Here is a 16,063-nt window from a genome sequence, read left to right as displayed (position 1 = left end):
ATTTCCGCTAAAATAAAAGAGTATCAAATCATAACCGGGAGGGGTTCATTATGTCATTATTGGATGACATTCTATCATTTAACGAGAAGTTTGTTGAAAATAAAGAATACAAAAAATACGAAACATCCAAATTCCCAAATAAGCGGTGCGTCATTTTAACTTGTATGGATACACGTTTAGTAGAACTGCTTCCGAAAGCGCTGAACATAAAAAACGGCGATGTCAAAATGGTGCGCAGTGCCGGCGCTCTTGTAGACGAACCTTTCGGAATGGTCATGAAAAGCTTACTAGTAGCTGTTTACGAACTGCAAGCGGATGAAGTATTCGTGATCGGCCATTACGATTGTGGAATGGGTGCATTAAAAAGCAAAACCATCTTGGCGGATATGAAAGAACGCGGCATTAAAGAAGAAACGTTCTCGACATTAAAACACGCTGGAATCGATCTTGATCACTGGTTGAACGGGTTTGAAAGCGTAGAAAAAAGCGTATCGGAAAGCGTACATATGATTAAACGGCACCCGTTGTTTGCAAATGATATTCCTGTTCACGGACTAGCCATTGATCCATCGACAGGAAAACTAGATTTGATTATTAACGGCTACGAAAATGTTTGAACAGAAGCAGCTCTTTTATTCGAATAACCATTTGCCTCAGCGTTTTTCAAAATAAATGGTTGGCAGTCGGGGATCTTTCTCCGGCTGTTTAGGATTCAAGCTGCTCTCTTACAGATCAACCATTTCGATCCATTTGTTCACCAAAATATGTTATCCTAAAGAGAAAGAAGCTCAAGAAAAAGTCTTAATCAATCAGCTCCATGTTTGGAGACATTGTGTTTATGGAAATCCAAGGACAGCTATCAATTGAAGGAGAGCGATCCTCATGGTTTTGAAAGACCGCTGGAAAATCGTCGTATTGTACGACGGCTGGTGCGGACTTTGCACTGGTGTTGCCGATAAATGGTCCAAACTTGATTGGTTCTCGTTAATCGAATTTCGGTCCTTTCGCGATCATTATCAACAGGAACATATTGCGCTTGATAAACTGGCGACAGAAATGCATGCTCGGCTGAAAAACGATTTTCGATATGTAAAAGGGTTTGACGCATTTTGGCTAATGGCCAAAAGAACGCCATCTTTATGGTTATTTCTTCCATTTTTCTATATTCTGAAGGCTAGCGGATTAGGCGAATGGGCATACAAAAAGATCGCCAAAAAAAGAAAAATCGTCCCAGATTCGCTTTGCCATGGCGACGTTTGCGAAAAACCCTCTAAAGGAGACGCTTAAATAAACCTCCCCCATCTCTTCATGTCGGTAGTATTTCGAATCGGCGTTTTATTGCCCTAAACCATTAGGAATGTTTAATAGGACTTTTCCCCAAAAGAACCATCCGCTATAGGTTGACGTTTCTCCTAAATATTTATCATTCCTTTTTCAATGCTTTTCTTGTTACCCCAGCCGAATCCAAAATGAGTGCTTTGAAAACATTCTTTTTATTTTTAGTAACTAATCGAAAATAATTTTCAATCCCAAACCGGCAGGAAATTCATGTAAAATAACGTTAGATATCCCCCCATTATCTTTCGAAAGGAGCGACGCGGCATGGCGTTTATGTGGTTTACGGTCATTGGCTTTATCGTCATTTTCATCGGCTTTTTCGGCAGCTTTCTGTTCCATGAACTCCGCCAAGTGCTCAACTCCAGTGATGCTTCACGCATAGATAAAATTCCTGAATCATCAAGAAACATAAAAAGTATGTGAAGAAACTAAACGGGAAGCCGATTTCATTTTTATTAATACCAAACTCGGCTTTCCTTGTTCTTGTTTTCCAGAACCAAATCGATTTCATTCAGGAATTCCTTTCAACTTCTCATGAGAAAACCACAAAATCAGAAATTGATTGAATCCTATTCTGTCAACAGGATCCACCCATCTATGCAAAAGGCCAACCGTTTAGGAAAAATGATGAAAACATTCCTTACACGGAAGACAGAAAACGAGGTAGATCAAGCTTGTTTTCAATCGATTTTTTGCCCAACAAACAGCTAGGCTCTTCTGTTGCCCCAGTTCATTTCGGAAAGAGAACTTTGCTTTTTTGAAAAAGAAATGTGCAGCTTTTTATATATGGTGGTGTAATGAAGAAAAGCAAGCAATACTGCTTCAATATTCATGCCGATAATGACTCCGGCCATCTGCAAGTGACTGTTTGATCCAAGCCAAAAAATAAATAAATTGGAAATGAGTGTTGACCATACCGAATGATAAAATGCGTCTTTCACTAAATTCATGCCAATTAAAAAAGCCTGCATAGGGATCGCCAAATAAAAAAATAAAAAATAAGGGATCATCAACTGCAAGTAGTAATAAGCCAGCAAAGAAGTGCCAAATAGTTTCGTTAACGCTCCGCCGTAAAAATACAAAACAAACGATACAGCCAATCCGTACAGCATAGTGATGACAATAACATGTTTCAATAGTCCTTGCAATTTGCCGATTTCCCCTCTAGTATATGCTTCGGAAACAGTCGGAACGAGCATGACGAGCAAAGAATGAGCGATAAAAGCGGGAAAAAAACCGATCGTCGACGCAACTCCAGCCACCATACCGAATTGTGCCGTAGCCGTTTTCTCTTCAACACCTCCCAACATTAAAGCATATGAAATGAGAAAAGGCTGAATGGCATTAATCACCGAATTAAAAATGCGCATCCCCGTAGTCGGCAATGAAATTCCCAATAACTTTTTGGTAACGGTTTTTCTCGCCATTTCTTTATAAGGAATATTTTTCATCTGCCTCATGTAGAGAACATAGGCACGCATAAGATATAAAAACACCACTATTTCACTGGCTATCAATGTTCCCAGCGCTACTAATATCGATGTTTCCCGATCAAAATCAAAAAAGCGGTATACAACGACCAGCAATAGCAGCTGAAAAAACTTTCGCACAAAATTGGCGAACGCAATCTTTCTCATTTGCTGTATTCCCATGAAATATCCTCTTGCAACAGAAGTAAAGGAAATAACGGGAATGAGAATAAGCGTCAGCCAACGAATCATCGGATGGTAACCGTGAAAAACGGGAAAAAACGTAAAAACAATCACAGCGGACAGCATTAAAACACTGGTGGTAACCGTCGCCAGTCTCATGGCATGCTGGAGAGTACTCCTATGATACTCCCTCTGTAGTTCCGCAATATATTTGGAAACAGAAACAGGCAGTTCTAAGCTGGCAATTACGACAAAAAGAAATACGGAAGGCAAAATCGCCATGTATTTCCCCATCCCAATTTCACCAAGTTCTTTTGTCAACACCATATTCGTTAAAAATTCAAGCGTCTCCCCAAAAAATGCTGTCACTGCCAGGATCAATGTTCCTTTAAAAAATGAAGTCATACGTCCTCTCCTTCTCTAACCCCTGTCCACTATTGAACATATGACCGCAAATAGAAAAAAAGAACAGCTGTCCAAAATCTATCAATCTATGATCCGAAGAAAGTTGTGTAGTGGCCCCTTTCGCTTTTAATACATATGAAATCGAATATTCACAAATGGTTCTATTTTTGAACCAACTGCTACTCTTTGGTGTGAAAGTGTATAAAAAACAAACGGATAATCTTCCTGATGTCTAATACACAAAAAAGAAAGCCCGCATTTCAGCGGACTTCCCACTTTCTTCAGTTTTGTTTCACAGTAAAGGTTTATGATCCCGTTATAATACCGCCATTGACATGGACCACTTGACCTGTCACATAACTGGAATCATCGGATGCCAAAAAGACGTAAGCGGGCGCTAATTCAAAAGGCTGGCCAGGTCGACCCATCGTCGTGTCTTTTCCAAATTTGGTCGCCACATATTCCGCCGAGTAGCTGGAAGGGATCAACGGTGTCCAAATTGGTCCGGGAGCAACCGCATTCACTCTAATCCCTTTTCGAACTAAATTTTTGGCAAGGGCCCGTGTAAATCCTACAATCGCTCCTTTTGAAGCCGTATAATCCAGCAAAAGATCGTTTCCTTCATACGCAACCACAGAGGCTGTATTGATAATGGAGCTTCCTCTTTTCAAATAATACAGCGCCGCTTTTGTTAAATAAAAAAAAGAATAAATATTTGTTTTAAACGTCAAATCCCATTGTTCCGACGTTATATCAAGAAGGCTATTCTGCGGAAATTGAACAGCATGGTTATTGACTAAAATATCAAGTTTTCCAAACGCATCAACCGCTTTACCGATTACTTCGCGGCAATGCCTTTCATTTTTCAAATCTCCCGGAATCAAAAGACAGCGACGTCCGGACTCTTCGATTTTTCTTTTTGTACGAAATGCGTCTTCGTTTTCATATTCAGCATAATAGGCGATGACTACATCCGCTCCTTCTTTTCCAAACGCAATGGCCGCAGCCGCTCCGATTCCGCTGTCGCCTCCGGTGACAACCACCGTCTTATTCTTTAATTTCCCGCTTCCTCTATAATCCGGATCATCTACCGTTGGCCGCGGAATCATAAGCGATTCGACGCCAGGCTGAATCGGCTGATGCTGTGGCGGAATACCGAATATTTCACCCTTATTCCTTCTCCAATCCGTTTCTGGACTGAATAGTCGGCGATCATAGGGATGTCCGTACATCATCATCAATCCCCCATTCCATAGGCTGTTATCTTAGTTTATGACCGACCGGAAAAAGAGTGACCGCCAAAAGAAGCCTTATACAAGCGGACGTGGAGACAATACTACTCCATCTTCGTCAGCATACACATAATGACCTGGAACCCATTCTACTTCCCCGAAATGAAGAACAATATCCCGTTCCCCTTTTCCTTCTTTTTTACTTTTCACCGGAATGCTTCCTATTGCAAGAACCCCAATTTCTAGTTCGGCAAGATCGGCGGTATCCCGCGCGCAGCCATTAATGATCACACCCGCAAGCTCACGATTTTGGGCAATTTCACCTAAGCGGTCTCCCAACAAAGCACAGTTCCGAGAGCCACCCCCGTCCACTACGAGTACACTCCCTTTCGGAACGGATTGAAGCGCTTCCTTCACTAAAACATTATCCTCAAATACCTTTACCGTTGCGATCGGGCCTGAAAAACGCTTTTTTTTGCCATAAGAATGAAAGGCCAATTTGCATGCTTGCAGCTCTTCATTGAACTCATCCCAAAGATCGGCTGTTTTAAATGTCATTTCCCTCACCTCTAAAATTATGTAATATTCTTTATAATTCGACATTTTTGATAAAATTCCTTTTATGGACAAAAAAATAAAAGCCAATCAGCAAGAAAAACATTAAATCTCTAATTCTCCCATGATCATAAGAGCTTGAATGGCCAGCAGAAGATGAAAATTGCCGACGGGATCGCGAAGTTCTTGATCAAGCAATGTTTCAATTTTATGAATGCGGTATCTTAAACCGCTAACGGATAAAGATAAATCAGCAGCCGTTTGTTCCAAATTCCCCCCATTTATTAAAAAAGAGTAAAGAGTGCGAACTAGCTCGACATTTTTATCATCGTTTTCCATTAATTGTCCTAAATATCGGACAGCGATTTTTTTGATTTCTTCTTCGTTATGGGAATTGATTAACGGCCCGATAACGCCAAGTGATTCAAACGTAACGAATTGGCCGTGATTGGTAGTCGTTTTCAATGCCACCAAAGCCTCTCTATACGCTTCTCTTGCACATAAAATATCTTTCGTTTTTGTGCTGATTCCTCCATAAAATTCGATCATGATAAACCTATTGGATAGCGATTTCAACAAAGACTGAACGAGTCCCTCAATATCATCTTTTTTCAATTGTTCCTCCGTAATAAGGAGCACAATACTTTTCGCTCTTTGTCCGATTAACACATTTAAGCGGCGGAAGTTAAAGAATTCAGATATTTCTTCCATTATTTTGGCATAATATTCAAGTTCGAGATTGCTGTGTTCGTTTTTAAATCTATACTTGATCACGCCGATATAAAAAGGGAGCGATAAATCAAGATGGATAAAGCTTCCTTTCGTGATTAAATCTCCTTTCGATTGATGATGGCCGCTAATGATCTCTTCTAAAAAATATCCTTTTAATCTTTCAAAGGATTCAAATTTTGTTTTTTCATTTAATAGTCTTAAAGAACAAACAGAAGCCACACGTTCGATCACCATTTGCGCAATCGTGGGATTATACTGGCTGCGATCGTAAAAAATAAACGAACAATAGCCAAAGACTTGATCTTGTAAAAAAACGGGGGCCGTAAGCCGAAAATAATGATGAAAAGGAATGACCTTTGTCGTTTGATGAAAATCGATAGTGGAATGGCCATGATAATGATCCTTCACATATTGACAAAATTCATGCGATATGATCGCCAAAGATTCCGGAGAAAGCCCTTCATAAGCCAAAGTCTGGAAACTTATGTTCTCTAATACAATAGGTATTCCTACCAACTCCTAAACTTTCTGAATAATCGATTCCAGCCCGTTGCCTTTCATAATCTCTTTTGTCAGTTCATTATGAACCTTTGTTGCAAACGTTAATTGGTTCCGTTCTACTAAAAGCTTTTCATATGTGAGTTCCAGTTCTTTCACTATGGGAGGGTCATTTAAATATTGTTGCATCTCCATACTTTCTTCTTCTCCCCAGTGAGAAAGCGTTTTGCCCACCCAACGGCATTCCTTTTCTCCAGTCCCTAAACAGCTGATTTCTTTAAAAAGCACCATTTCTCCGACTACTTCGGATACATATCCGCTAGCGTATCCCGTTAGAGTAAAACAAACCGGATATTTAGATGGTCCAAACAAACGCACATGGTCCTCTGCTTCAAAAGAATTCTTCCAAATCCCCTCCATCAAAATGACCCGCCGTCCATTTTCGTCTTTCACCTGAAGATGGAGCGTTTCCGCATCGACATGCCCTTTCATCGAGTGCAAAAACGGTCCATACTGTATAATCTCTTCCAAAGAATGGTCAGCATATTTTTTTAACTCTCTTGCATCTTCTTTGCCGAGTTCCCAGCCGTGGCGGAAAAAAAATCCTTTCATTCTTTCCAATCCGATATTTCGAATTAAATCTTTCCTTAAAGAACTAAAAGATTTTGTCGTGACGATAATGGAGCGGTTTTCGCCCATATACAGCAAATCATTCTTCAATTTCAGCTTCAATTTTTCCAAAATCGTTTTTTCCACAATCACCCTGTTCCACCTTCTTTTTAAGCTAATTCAGCTTCTATAGGACTGTACGCATACGTTTTGCAAAGAAGAGCATACCCTTGTTCGCGTTCTTCATCAGATAAAGCGTCTTTTGAGCAGACATCGACTTCATAGTCGCCTTTTAACACTTTTACTTTGCATAAACCACAGCCGCCGCTGGCACACCCAAATGGCAAATAAACGCTTTGAGAACGAGCCGCTTTCAGCAAATCTTTATCTTCAGGGCATAAAAACGTTTTTCCACCAATCATAATTCGATGCATTTATTACCACCCCTTTTTTATTCCGGATTTTCCATCTATTTAAACAGAACATGATTGTCCGCATATGGATTCAAATCATTCGCAATCAACGAGCATGCGATCCTTTTTAGCCAACGCTCCGGATATGATGAATCTCTTCTTTTTACTTTATGGATAAAGGAAGTTATGACGAAAAAACGAGCAGCCCACTATCGGGCAGTTATTCATCAACCGTCCATAGTGAGCTCCGAATAAAATGGACATCCGGTTTCCTCATCAGGGATCTCTCATTTTTTAAGCGCTTTCATTCTGTTTTCTTTTTCCTCGGCATTTTATGCGAAAATCAATCGCTGCCATTCTTCATCGATCGGAGTGCCGGCCTTAAGTTAAGGCTTTGTTGAACGATTCTACCAATTCACGGCGATGATAAAAAATGCCTGTGCCGATTTTGTCTTCTGTCCAAGTAATCGTTGGAAAATCGGTATACGCCATGTATCCGCTTGCAAAAGCTTCGTTTCGGTTACCGGATGGGTCAAAAAAGTAAACTGTTTGGCCGCGAGTAATTCCGTGGCGAGTCGGGGTCACTTCTATTTGGATTTCATTTTTCGAAAGAATATCAGCTGCTTTCAACACTTCATACCAGTTATCCACATAAAATCCGGCATGGTGGAACTTGGCGTCAGGCCCTTTCACAAAAGCTAAATCATGGGCTTTATTGGTCGTGGAAAGAAAGCTTCCTACTAAATCTTCTCCATCCACGCTGATGATTCTCTCGCTTTGTTTAAATTCAAGAACCTCTGTAAAGAATCTTGTAGCCGTTTTCAAATCATCTCCTGTTAGCAGCGCATGATCCAGTCGATGAGGAGCAATTCCCTTTAAACCTTCCGGCCACGGGTCCGGATTGACGGAACCGGTTTTGACTCCGACAAATTCCATATCTGTGTAGAGCTCCATCATGTGTCCGGTTGGAATTTGAAAGCGGACTGCTTCTCCTTCCGCTATTCTTGACCCTTTTGGCACTCGAGTAAGTGTACAACCGAATTGTTCGATTTTATGCTCCAGTTTTTCCAGTTCATAAACATCTTTCACCTTAAAGCCCATATGATCCATGCCGGCCGAGTCCGATTTTTGCAAAATAATGCTGTGATGATCATATTCGTCCCATGCTTTTAAATACACACGGTTTTCATCTCGTGCGGTTACTTCCAAACCGATCACATTCGTATAATAATCCACAGATTTTTCTAAATCATAAACCCGAAGCTCCAGTCTCCCTAATCTTATAATTCCATTTCCATTCATCTTTTTCTCTCCTTTCCCATTTCATTTTACGGAACTTGATTCTCTTAAAAAGTTTAAAGCGGCTTCACAGCACAATCGGTCTTCCTCTTCTGTACCTCCGCTCACTCCAATCGCTCCTGTCAACTTTCCCTCTACCCAAATAGGGTATCCACCACCGAAAATGACGAGATTTTCAGTATGAACGATTCCTAGTTTTAAACTCGGCTCATCTTTAATCTGTTCATACCATTCATGCGTGGGAATCCCGAACGCAGCGGCTGAATACGCCTTATTTTGAGAGATTTTAATGCTTAAAATAGGCGCTCGATCCATGCGGGAAAAAGCGATGAGATTCCCGCCTTGATCCACCACCGTAATATTGACGGCAATTTGTAATTCTTCTGCCTTTTTTTGCGCTGCTTGAATCAATTTCCAAGCCAGTTCATTGCTGATTCTTTTTTCATCTAGAAATCCCGTCATCCTTTCCCCACTTCCTTTTGAATATCAAAGTTCCTTATGCTATTAGCCATCGCGAACAAAAATTATAAATATTAAAAATATTCAAAATATTAATTTGATTATATGTTACTGTCTAATCGTTTTGAAAACAACAGCAGAAACTGTTTAAATATTTCTGATTATTCAAATCCTTCTGTTGGTTTTAAAAGTAAGATACGATTGAAATAGATTCTTTCCTATCGCTTTGCCGCCATTTCATTTTCCAGTTTTCGATATTTTCCACTCCAGAAAACCAGCGGCTCTTTCTCCTCGACCACTATTCCGACCACTTCTCCAATGAATAATATATGATCTCCCGCCTTCACTTCATCCACAACTTTGCAAGCCACTTGAGCTGCCGCCCCTTTGATTACCGGTTGATCTTCTAATCTTTCAAATTCTACAGGTGCCTTTTCTTTTAATTGGCCGGCAAAATTCATGGACAATAATTGTTGATCTTCCGCCAAAATATTCACAGCATACCGTTTCGTTTGTTGGATCTTTCGAAGCATTTGTGCTTTTTCTGCGATGGATATAACCACGAGCTTGGGGTTAAGCGATACAGACATAAAGGCATTTGCCGTCATTCCGTGGATTTCCCGATCGATTTCCGTCGTCACCACCGTCACTCCGGTAGCAAATTGGCCCATTGCATTGCGAAACAAACGATCATCCATTTCTATTCACTCCTTCTATAAATTGAAAATGATTCACTTACAAATTCCTAGTTTCCACCGCTTGTTTTGGATTCATCCACGTTTCATTGACCCAACCGTTCAGATCATAGTCGCTGAGCGCTGAATCGACAAACGATTTAAACTTAGCAGAGTTGCCGATCGCATCGGCAATTTTTAACGTTTCCAGACGAATCGCCTCATGATTGCCGGCATAATTGATTTCATATAATTCATGTCGGCCTCCAAATTCGCTTAAGATCGAATCCCAAACCAGCTTTAATAATTTGACTCTTTCTTCAGCGCTGATCCCTGATCCCCGATAATAACGATCGAGATACGGGCGGATTTCCGGATTTAAGAAGTCATTGGCGCCAGACGGCAATTGAATTAATCCTCCGGCAACCACCTGTTCAAAAATCTGTTTCACCCTTGGCCAAACCATTGGAGCGAGAACACGATAAGCGGCACCATACGATAAATTAGGAACGACAATTCCATTTTTTCGTTCGCAATTGGCGGCCATCGCAGTCGAAATGGCCCAAAACATATTACGGAATGCCAGCACTTCTCCGATATTTGCCTGTACACCTCTGAATTTGTTTGTTCCGGCAGATTCTGTCGCTTTCATTAAAAGCCCGGCCATAAAATCCAGTTTTACCGCAAAGCGAGTGCACCCTTGGAACGTAAAGCGATTGACAAATCCCGTTTCAACGAAAAATCCGTTTGTTACTTTTAAATTGTTGTATGTCAGCACGTTCTCCCACGGGACGAAAACATTATCAAGCACAATCACAGCATCATTTTCATCGAAACGGCTTGAAAGCGGATAGTCAAACGGCGATCCTGATTTTTTGGCTGCGAGTTCGTAAGACTGGCGGCTGATCATTTTGACTCCGGGAGCATTCATTGGCACAAAGAATATGAGAGCATGGCTGTAATCGTTATCCCCCAAATCTTGACCGTAGTTGGAAACAAAATTATAGTGCGTTAAAGCTGCACCTGTCCCTACCATTTTGGCACCGCTTACAACAATGCCGTCATCACGCTCTTTCACGGCACGTACAAATACATTCTTATTTTCATGAAGAGGTTTGGAACGATCGACTTGAGGATTCACAATGGTATGATTAATAAACGGAACTTCTTTTATGGTTTTTTCGTACCAGTGGCGGGCGCTATCTTCAAATCCTTCATAGTAGTCGGCAAACGCTCGTAAATTGGCAGTAAAAGAGGCTTTATAGTCCGGTGTTCGGCCCATAAATCCATAATTCAGTTTAGACCACTCTGCGATCGCATCCCTTGCTCCAATTAAATCATCGGCATCTTTCGGTTCTTTAAAAAATTTATGGGTTCGGATTCCTTCTTCGGTTACCGTCGTCAATATCGGCTGCTGTTTTTCGTCATGAAGAGCATCATACATCCGCGCGATCGATCGGGCTGAGTTTTGGTAAGCAGGATGTTCCGTTACATCATCAATTTTTTCTCCGTTTAAATAAACCACTCTGTTGTCTCTCAGACTTTCCATGTATTCTTTTCCATTCATCATAATGATTCACTCCTCCTGTTTTTTCATCATTTTTTTCGTATGCCAAGAAAACTTGGTATTGATTTCATCTTAATCATTCAAACAAATAGAAACAACAGCATTTGCTGACTAAAAAAATCCGTTTTTAAAACAGCAACGTGTAAGGATTTTTTCCTATCAATTCCATTCTATTAACATTGAATAACGGTCATCGTTCAGCGCGCCAAACCAAAAGGACTTACATGACCATTCCCGATTTAAATGGTGGAGGACCACTGAACGCATCATCTTCCCCACCTTTTCAACCTTTCTAAAAAAGTGTTTATCTGTACCATCGTCATGCTTTCCGGCAGCTTTTCATTTAAAGACATTTTATATAAACACTCACCTCATTTTTACATTCGCCATAGTATAAAGGGAGTAAACGTTGGGGAGGTAGTCTATATGGACACAAATAACGATCCATCCACCAGACTTTACAGACAAGTGGACAAATTCGTACAAAAAATTGAAAAAGCCATAAATGGACAATATAGCGCCATTCAATGTTATGCCAAGTTAGCCAACATGGCTCCGACAAAAAAGGAAAAAGCTAAAATTTTGGAAATTCGCAGCGATGAAGTCAGACATTATCAACGATTTACACAGTTATATATCCATCTGACCGGCAAGCAGCCCAGTCTAAAAAAACCGGAAGAATGTCCGAGTACCTATGTGGAAGGATTAAAATATGCTTTGGAAGATGAACAAAATACAGTCGACTTTTACCTGGATATAATGGAAAAAAGTATGGATCCGTATATAAAAGAAGTGTTTCGACGTGCAGCTGCAGATGAACAAAATCATGCGGTTTGGTTTTTATACTTTTTGGTCACGAATAAAGGATAGACGTTCTAATCCATTTCGGTAATATTTTTAATGGGCGAAACGTGCTAACCTTTCAGTAGATGAAAGTTATTTCCAACCGATCATGGATCATATTCTTAAATCAATGATAATGGCCGAAATCCGTACCCAAATAAAAAGGTATGGCTGTCAATAAACAGGAGTTCTACTGTTATTGATACAAAAGCCATACCGTTTGAACATTTCTTTTTATTCCCAAATATACGGTGTCTCTTGGTACACATAATAGTTCAGCCAATTGGAGAAAAGCAGATGAGCGTGAGAACGCCAAGTATTGCGCGGCTGTTTATTAGGATTGTCATTAGGAAAATAATGTTCCGGAATATGAATATCAATCCCTCTTTGTATATCGCGTTTATACTCTTCCGCCAGCGTTTCAGTTTCATATTCCAAATGTCCGGTAATCATAATATGCTTCGCATCCTTCGAAATAATGAGAAGAGGTCCGGCTTCTTCTGATGACGCCAGCAGAAGCAAGTCAGGATGTTCTAAGATTTGCTGTTTCTCAACGTCTGTGTAGCGAGAATGGGGAGCTGAAAACACGTCGTCAAACCCGCGGACAAGTTTGACAGTCGGATAATGTATGGTATGTTCATAAATACCCAAACATTTTTCGGGTAATTCAAACTTTTCAATACCATAATGGTAATACAGAGCCGCCTGTGCTCCCCAGCAGATGTGCAGTGAAGATGTAACATTGGTTTTGGACCATTCCATAATTTCCGTTAATTCTTCCCAATAATTCACCTCTTCGAATTCCATCGTTTCTACCGGGGCCCCTGTAATAATCATCCCATCATAACGACGATTTTTAATTTTCGAAAAAGTTGTGTAAAACTGGTCCAAATGATGCTTACTTACATTTTTGGATTTATGTGTGGCCGTATGTAAGAAGGTAATATTGACTTGAATCGGCGTATTTCCCAGAAGTCTCAGAAGCTGTGTCTCTGCCTTCTCTTTTTCCGGCATCAAGTTCAGAATCACAATATTAAGCGGCCGTATATCTTGAGTACGAGCCCTTTCGTCATCCATTACAAAAATATTCTCTTTCTCTAAAATCTCTCTTGCTGGCAATTCTTTTGGAATATTAATAGGCAATCGGCACACCCTCCTGTTTCGAGTACTTTCACTAAATTATAATACAAGAAAGCCAAACGGGAAAGAAAAGGATTTTTTCGAATCATAGGAAAAAGGTCCATGATCTTTTTCTCCTGATATTCAGACACAAAAGAGTATGCCGAAACCTGAAACGAAACGTGATCTCTCCGTAAAAAGCCATCTAAGAAGAGAAATCACGTTTCACATTATTTCATTTCAGTTTTAGCTTCTTTAACGCATCCGCAAGTGCGGTATTGACAGGTTCTTCTTTTGCTTGATTTTTTAAATAACGCGCCACGTCTTTTTTCGAAGCTTGATTTTGTTTTTCTTTTTTTCTTCTTTCGTTAAAGGTCGCCCATTTTTCTTTAAACCCGCAATTCATACAGACAAAGAGCTGCCCTTCGCCTTCTCCTCGGAGCTCTAGTCGCTTATGGCATTGCGGACAGCGCGCATTTGTTAATTTGGAAATTTGTTTTCGATATCCGCATGTTCTGTCTTGGCAAACGAGCATTTTCCCCTTTTTCCCGTTCACTTCCAAAAGCAGCTTTCCGCACTCTGGACATTTTTTTCCTGTCAGGTTATCATGTTTAAATTTCTTATCACTCTGTTTAATTTCTAACGTCACACCTTTGGCATAGGTGCGGATTTCACGTAAAAAGGCTTGCTTCGACAGCTTTCCTTTAGAAATCGCCTCTAGTTTCTGCTCCCATTCGGCGGTTAAGGCTGGCGATTTTAATTTGTCAGGGACAAGATCCAAAAGCTGTTTTCCTTTTGAAGTGATATGAATATCTTTTCCTTTCTTTTCAATTAAAAAAGTATGAAACAGCTTTTCGATAATATCCGCTCGTGTCGCAACCGTCCCTAATCCACCTGTCTTCCCAAGAGTTTGAATCAAATCTTTTCTTTTGTTTTCCATATATTTAGCCGGATTTTCCATCGCTGATAAAAGCGTGCCTTCATTAAACGGAGCAGGCGGTTTGGTTTCTCCTTCCGTTGGCTGAAGATCGATGACAGGAATCCACTCTCCCTCACGGAGTTCCGGAAGCAGCTGATCTTCGTCTTCTTCGTCATCTATTTCTTTTCCATATATTTCTTTCCAGCCTATCGAAAGCACTCTTTTCCCTTTGGCTGTAAAGATCTCATCGCCAATACGTGCTTGAATCGATGTTTGTTCATATTCAAACGGCGGATACAGGACCGCCAAGAATCGTTTGACAATCAAATCATAAATTTTCCGCTCTTTGTCGCTTAGCTGATCCAAATTGGGCATTTCTTCTGTCGGAATTAAAGCATGGTGGTCAGATACCTTTTGGTCATTTACAAAAGAAGCGTTGCCTTTGATCGGACGAACTAATAACCGTGCTGTAAAAGTGGAGTAAGGTCTGACGCTGACCGCATCCACACGCTCTTTCAACGTTCCCACAATATCGCTTGATAAATACCGTGAATCCGTCCGTGGATAAGTGACCAGTTTATAGCGTTCGTAAAGCCGCTGCAAAACGGAAAGAGTTTCTTTTGCTGAAAATCCGAATCTATTATGGGCGTCGCGCTGCAATTCCGTTAAATCATACAATGCAGGCGGATAACTTTTTTTATGTGTTTTTTTCACAGAAATGATTTCTGCCTTTTTCCGGGCTAATTTCACCAAAATGGCATCGCGTTTTTCTTTGGAAAACGTCTTTTGATCTTTTGATCGAGAGTCTTGCCATGTCAACGCAAAATGGTCCGTAACCGCTTTGATGCCAAAAAATCGCTCTGGAACGAATGACTTGATTTCTTCTTCTCGGCGAGCAATCATGGCAAGCGTCGGTGTTTGAACACGTCCGCAAGAAAGCTGGGCATTAAATTTTGTCGATAGTGCTCTAGTGGCATTGATTCCGACAAGCCAATCCGCTTCTGCCCGAGCTACAGCGGAAGCATATAAGTTTTCATAATCTTTTCCGTTCCGCAAATGCCGGAACCCCTCTTTGATCGCTTTATCGGTGACAGAAGAAATCCATAAACGTTTTATCGGCTTTTTTACTCGAGCTTTTTCAATAATCCATCGGGCGACTAGCTCTCCTTCCCGACCGGCGTCCGTTGCGATGACAATCTCTTTTATATCTTTTCGATTCATCTGCGTTTTCACTGTTTGAAACTGTTTGCCCGTTTTTTTGATCACGACCAATTTCAATGTTTCAGGCATAATCGGCAAATCTTCTAATCTCCATGTTTTATATTGGTCATGGTAAACTTCCGGATCAGCCAGCGTCACTAAATGACCTAAAGCCCAAGTGACGACGTAATGGCTGCCTTCCAAAAAACCGTTTCCTTTTTTCTTACAGTTAAGAACCCTCGCAATGTCCCTCGCTACCGAAGGCTTTTCTGCTAATACCAAGGTTTTCATGAATTGCATCCTTTCTTGCGGTCAAAGTGATATAGTATATGTATCATACCACCAAACAAGCATGGCGACAATGAAGCAAGATTTTACGAAAGTCCTCCTATACAATCTTTATGGCAATCGTATATCTGAATTTTTATCCGCCTCTCACCCATTTCTGAAAAACGAGATTGCTCCTCTCGGCAACAGCGCCTTGCCATCATTACATAGTGCAGTCTTCCAGTTCAGCACCTTCTTTTTTAGCATCAAACTTTAGATAGA

16 protein-coding genes are annotated in these 16,063 nt (G+C 40.7%); 3 read left to right on the top strand and 13 right to left on the bottom strand.

The genetic code is table 11. From position 1 onward, the window contains the following. The first annotated feature begins 50 nt into the window (after window positions 1-50). Window positions 51-617 carry a beta-class carbonic anhydrase gene (locus tag BSM4216_RS03085; RefSeq protein WP_048622703.1) on the top strand — a complete coding sequence of 189 codons (567 nt, stop codon included), beginning with the start codon at window positions 51-53 and terminating at the stop codon, window positions 615-617. Window positions 618-882: 265 nt separating this feature from the next. Then, window positions 883-1,287 (top strand): thiol-disulfide oxidoreductase DCC family protein, encoded by a 405-nt coding sequence (locus BSM4216_RS03080; protein ID WP_048622702.1) that lies wholly within the window; start codon window positions 883-885, stop codon window positions 1,285-1,287. Between the two features lie 219 nt (window positions 1,288-1,506). Here the strand turns inward: BSM4216_RS03080 and BSM4216_RS03075 are convergent, their stop codons facing one another. From BSM4216_RS03075 to BSM4216_RS03025, 11 genes are all read right to left on the bottom strand, one after another. Next, a complete protein-coding gene (locus BSM4216_RS03075; RefSeq protein WP_048622701.1) occupies window positions 1,507-1,689 on the bottom strand; it encodes a hypothetical protein in 183 nt (60 codons plus the stop codon). A gap of 356 nt (window positions 1,690-2,045) precedes the next feature. After that, complete coding sequence (locus tag BSM4216_RS03070; protein WP_003353856.1) at window positions 2,046-3,395, bottom strand: oligosaccharide flippase family protein; 1,350 nt, start codon at window positions 3,393-3,395, stop codon at window positions 2,046-2,048. A 305-nt stretch (window positions 3,396-3,700) separates the two neighbouring features. Further along, window positions 3,701-4,630: an SDR family oxidoreductase gene (locus BSM4216_RS03065; protein ID WP_053083212.1), complete on the bottom strand. Its 930-nt coding sequence runs from the start codon at window positions 4,628-4,630 to the stop codon at window positions 3,701-3,703. A 75-nt stretch (window positions 4,631-4,705) separates the two neighbouring features. Continuing rightward, complete coding sequence (gene rraA, locus BSM4216_RS03060) at window positions 4,706-5,185, bottom strand: ribonuclease E activity regulator RraA (protein ID WP_048624374.1); 480 nt, start codon at window positions 5,183-5,185, stop codon at window positions 4,706-4,708. Between the two features lie 102 nt (window positions 5,186-5,287). Continuing rightward, window positions 5,288-6,430 carry a PucR family transcriptional regulator gene (locus BSM4216_RS16645; RefSeq protein ID WP_061778485.1) on the bottom strand — a complete coding sequence of 381 codons (1,143 nt, stop codon included), beginning with the start codon at window positions 6,428-6,430 and terminating at the stop codon, window positions 5,288-5,290. Window positions 6,431-6,433: 3 nt separating this feature from the next. Beyond that, window positions 6,434-7,174: a XylR N-terminal domain-containing protein gene (locus BSM4216_RS16640; RefSeq protein WP_048622699.1), complete on the bottom strand. Its 741-nt coding sequence runs from the start codon at window positions 7,172-7,174 to the stop codon at window positions 6,434-6,436. Window positions 7,175-7,191: 17 nt separating this feature from the next. Then, a complete protein-coding gene (locus BSM4216_RS03045; protein WP_048622698.1) occupies window positions 7,192-7,455 on the bottom strand; it encodes a 2Fe-2S iron-sulfur cluster binding domain-containing protein in 264 nt (87 codons plus the stop codon). 360 nt (window positions 7,456-7,815) lie between these two features. Further along, complete coding sequence (locus BSM4216_RS03040; protein WP_048622697.1) at window positions 7,816-8,736, bottom strand: catechol 2,3-dioxygenase; 921 nt, start codon at window positions 8,734-8,736, stop codon at window positions 7,816-7,818. Window positions 8,737-8,757: 21 nt separating this feature from the next. Then, complete coding sequence (locus BSM4216_RS03035) at window positions 8,758-9,195, bottom strand: GlcG/HbpS family heme-binding protein (protein WP_048622696.1); 438 nt, start codon at window positions 9,193-9,195, stop codon at window positions 8,758-8,760. A gap of 215 nt (window positions 9,196-9,410) precedes the next feature. Continuing rightward, window positions 9,411-9,890, bottom strand: a complete 480-nt coding sequence (locus BSM4216_RS03030) for a flavin reductase family protein (RefSeq protein ID WP_048622695.1) — start codon at window positions 9,888-9,890, stop codon at window positions 9,411-9,413. A 37-nt stretch (window positions 9,891-9,927) separates the two neighbouring features. After that, window positions 9,928-11,436: a 4-hydroxyphenylacetate 3-hydroxylase family protein gene (locus BSM4216_RS03025; RefSeq protein ID WP_048622694.1), complete on the bottom strand. Its 1,509-nt coding sequence runs from the start codon at window positions 11,434-11,436 to the stop codon at window positions 9,928-9,930. A 423-nt stretch (window positions 11,437-11,859) separates the two neighbouring features. Here BSM4216_RS03025 and BSM4216_RS03020 point away from each other — a divergent pair, with 423 nt between their 5' ends. After that, window positions 11,860-12,303, top strand: a complete 444-nt coding sequence (locus tag BSM4216_RS03020) for a ferritin-like domain-containing protein (protein ID WP_048622693.1) — start codon at window positions 11,860-11,862, stop codon at window positions 12,301-12,303. A 207-nt stretch (window positions 12,304-12,510) separates the two neighbouring features. On the opposite strand, the gene metA is transcribed toward BSM4216_RS03020, so the two are convergent. Together metA and BSM4216_RS03010 are read right to left on the bottom strand one after the other, a co-directional pair. Then, a complete protein-coding gene (gene metA / locus BSM4216_RS03015; protein ID WP_003353864.1) occupies window positions 12,511-13,419 on the bottom strand; it encodes a homoserine O-acetyltransferase MetA in 909 nt (302 codons plus the stop codon). A 211-nt stretch (window positions 13,420-13,630) separates the two neighbouring features. Beyond that, window positions 13,631-15,805, bottom strand: a complete 2,175-nt coding sequence (locus BSM4216_RS03010) for a DNA topoisomerase III (RefSeq protein WP_048622692.1) — start codon at window positions 15,803-15,805, stop codon at window positions 13,631-13,633. Window positions 15,806-16,063 lie beyond the last annotated feature (258 nt).

The sequence above is a fragment of the Bacillus smithii genome (genome assembly GCF_001050115.1).
Lineage (GTDB): Bacteria > Bacillota > Bacilli > Bacillales > DSM-4216 > Bacillus_O > Bacillus_O smithii.
Note: the sequence above shows the minus strand (reverse complement) of the source record. Positions and strands in the feature narration are given on the sequence as shown.

Excerpts from the sequence above, each read along its gene's own strand:
- BSM4216_RS03085 (WP_048622703.1), top strand. The coding sequence starts at position 51 with ATGTCATTATTGGATGACATTCTATCATTTAACGAGAAGTTTGTTGAA.
- BSM4216_RS03080 (WP_048622702.1), top strand. The coding sequence starts at position 883 with ATGGTTTTGAAAGACCGCTGGAAAATCGTCGTATTGTACGACGGCTGG.
- BSM4216_RS03070 (WP_003353856.1), bottom strand. The coding sequence starts at position 3,395 with ATGACTTCATTTTTTAAAGGAACATTGATCCTGGCAGTGACAGCATTT.
- BSM4216_RS03065 (WP_053083212.1), bottom strand. The coding sequence starts at position 4,630 with ATGATGTACGGACATCCCTATGATCGCCGACTATTCAGTCCAGAAACG.
- rraA (WP_048624374.1), bottom strand. The coding sequence starts at position 5,185 with ATGACATTTAAAACAGCCGATCTTTGGGATGAGTTCAATGAAGAGCTG.
- BSM4216_RS03045 (WP_048622698.1), bottom strand. The coding sequence starts at position 7,455 with ATGCATCGAATTATGATTGGTGGAAAAACGTTTTTATGCCCTGAAGAT.
- BSM4216_RS03040 (WP_048622697.1), bottom strand. The coding sequence starts at position 8,736 with ATGAATGGAAATGGAATTATAAGATTAGGGAGACTGGAGCTTCGGGTT.
- BSM4216_RS03035 (WP_048622696.1), bottom strand. The coding sequence starts at position 9,195 with ATGACGGGATTTCTAGATGAAAAAAGAATCAGCAATGAACTGGCTTGG.
- BSM4216_RS03030 (WP_048622695.1), bottom strand. The coding sequence starts at position 9,890 with ATGGATGATCGTTTGTTTCGCAATGCAATGGGCCAATTTGCTACCGGA.
- BSM4216_RS03025 (WP_048622694.1), bottom strand. The coding sequence starts at position 11,436 with ATGATGAATGGAAAAGAATACATGGAAAGTCTGAGAGACAACAGAGTG.
- BSM4216_RS03020 (WP_048622693.1), top strand. The coding sequence starts at position 11,860 with ATGGACACAAATAACGATCCATCCACCAGACTTTACAGACAAGTGGAC.
- BSM4216_RS03010 (WP_048622692.1), bottom strand. The coding sequence starts at position 15,805 with ATGAAAACCTTGGTATTAGCAGAAAAGCCTTCGGTAGCGAGGGACATT.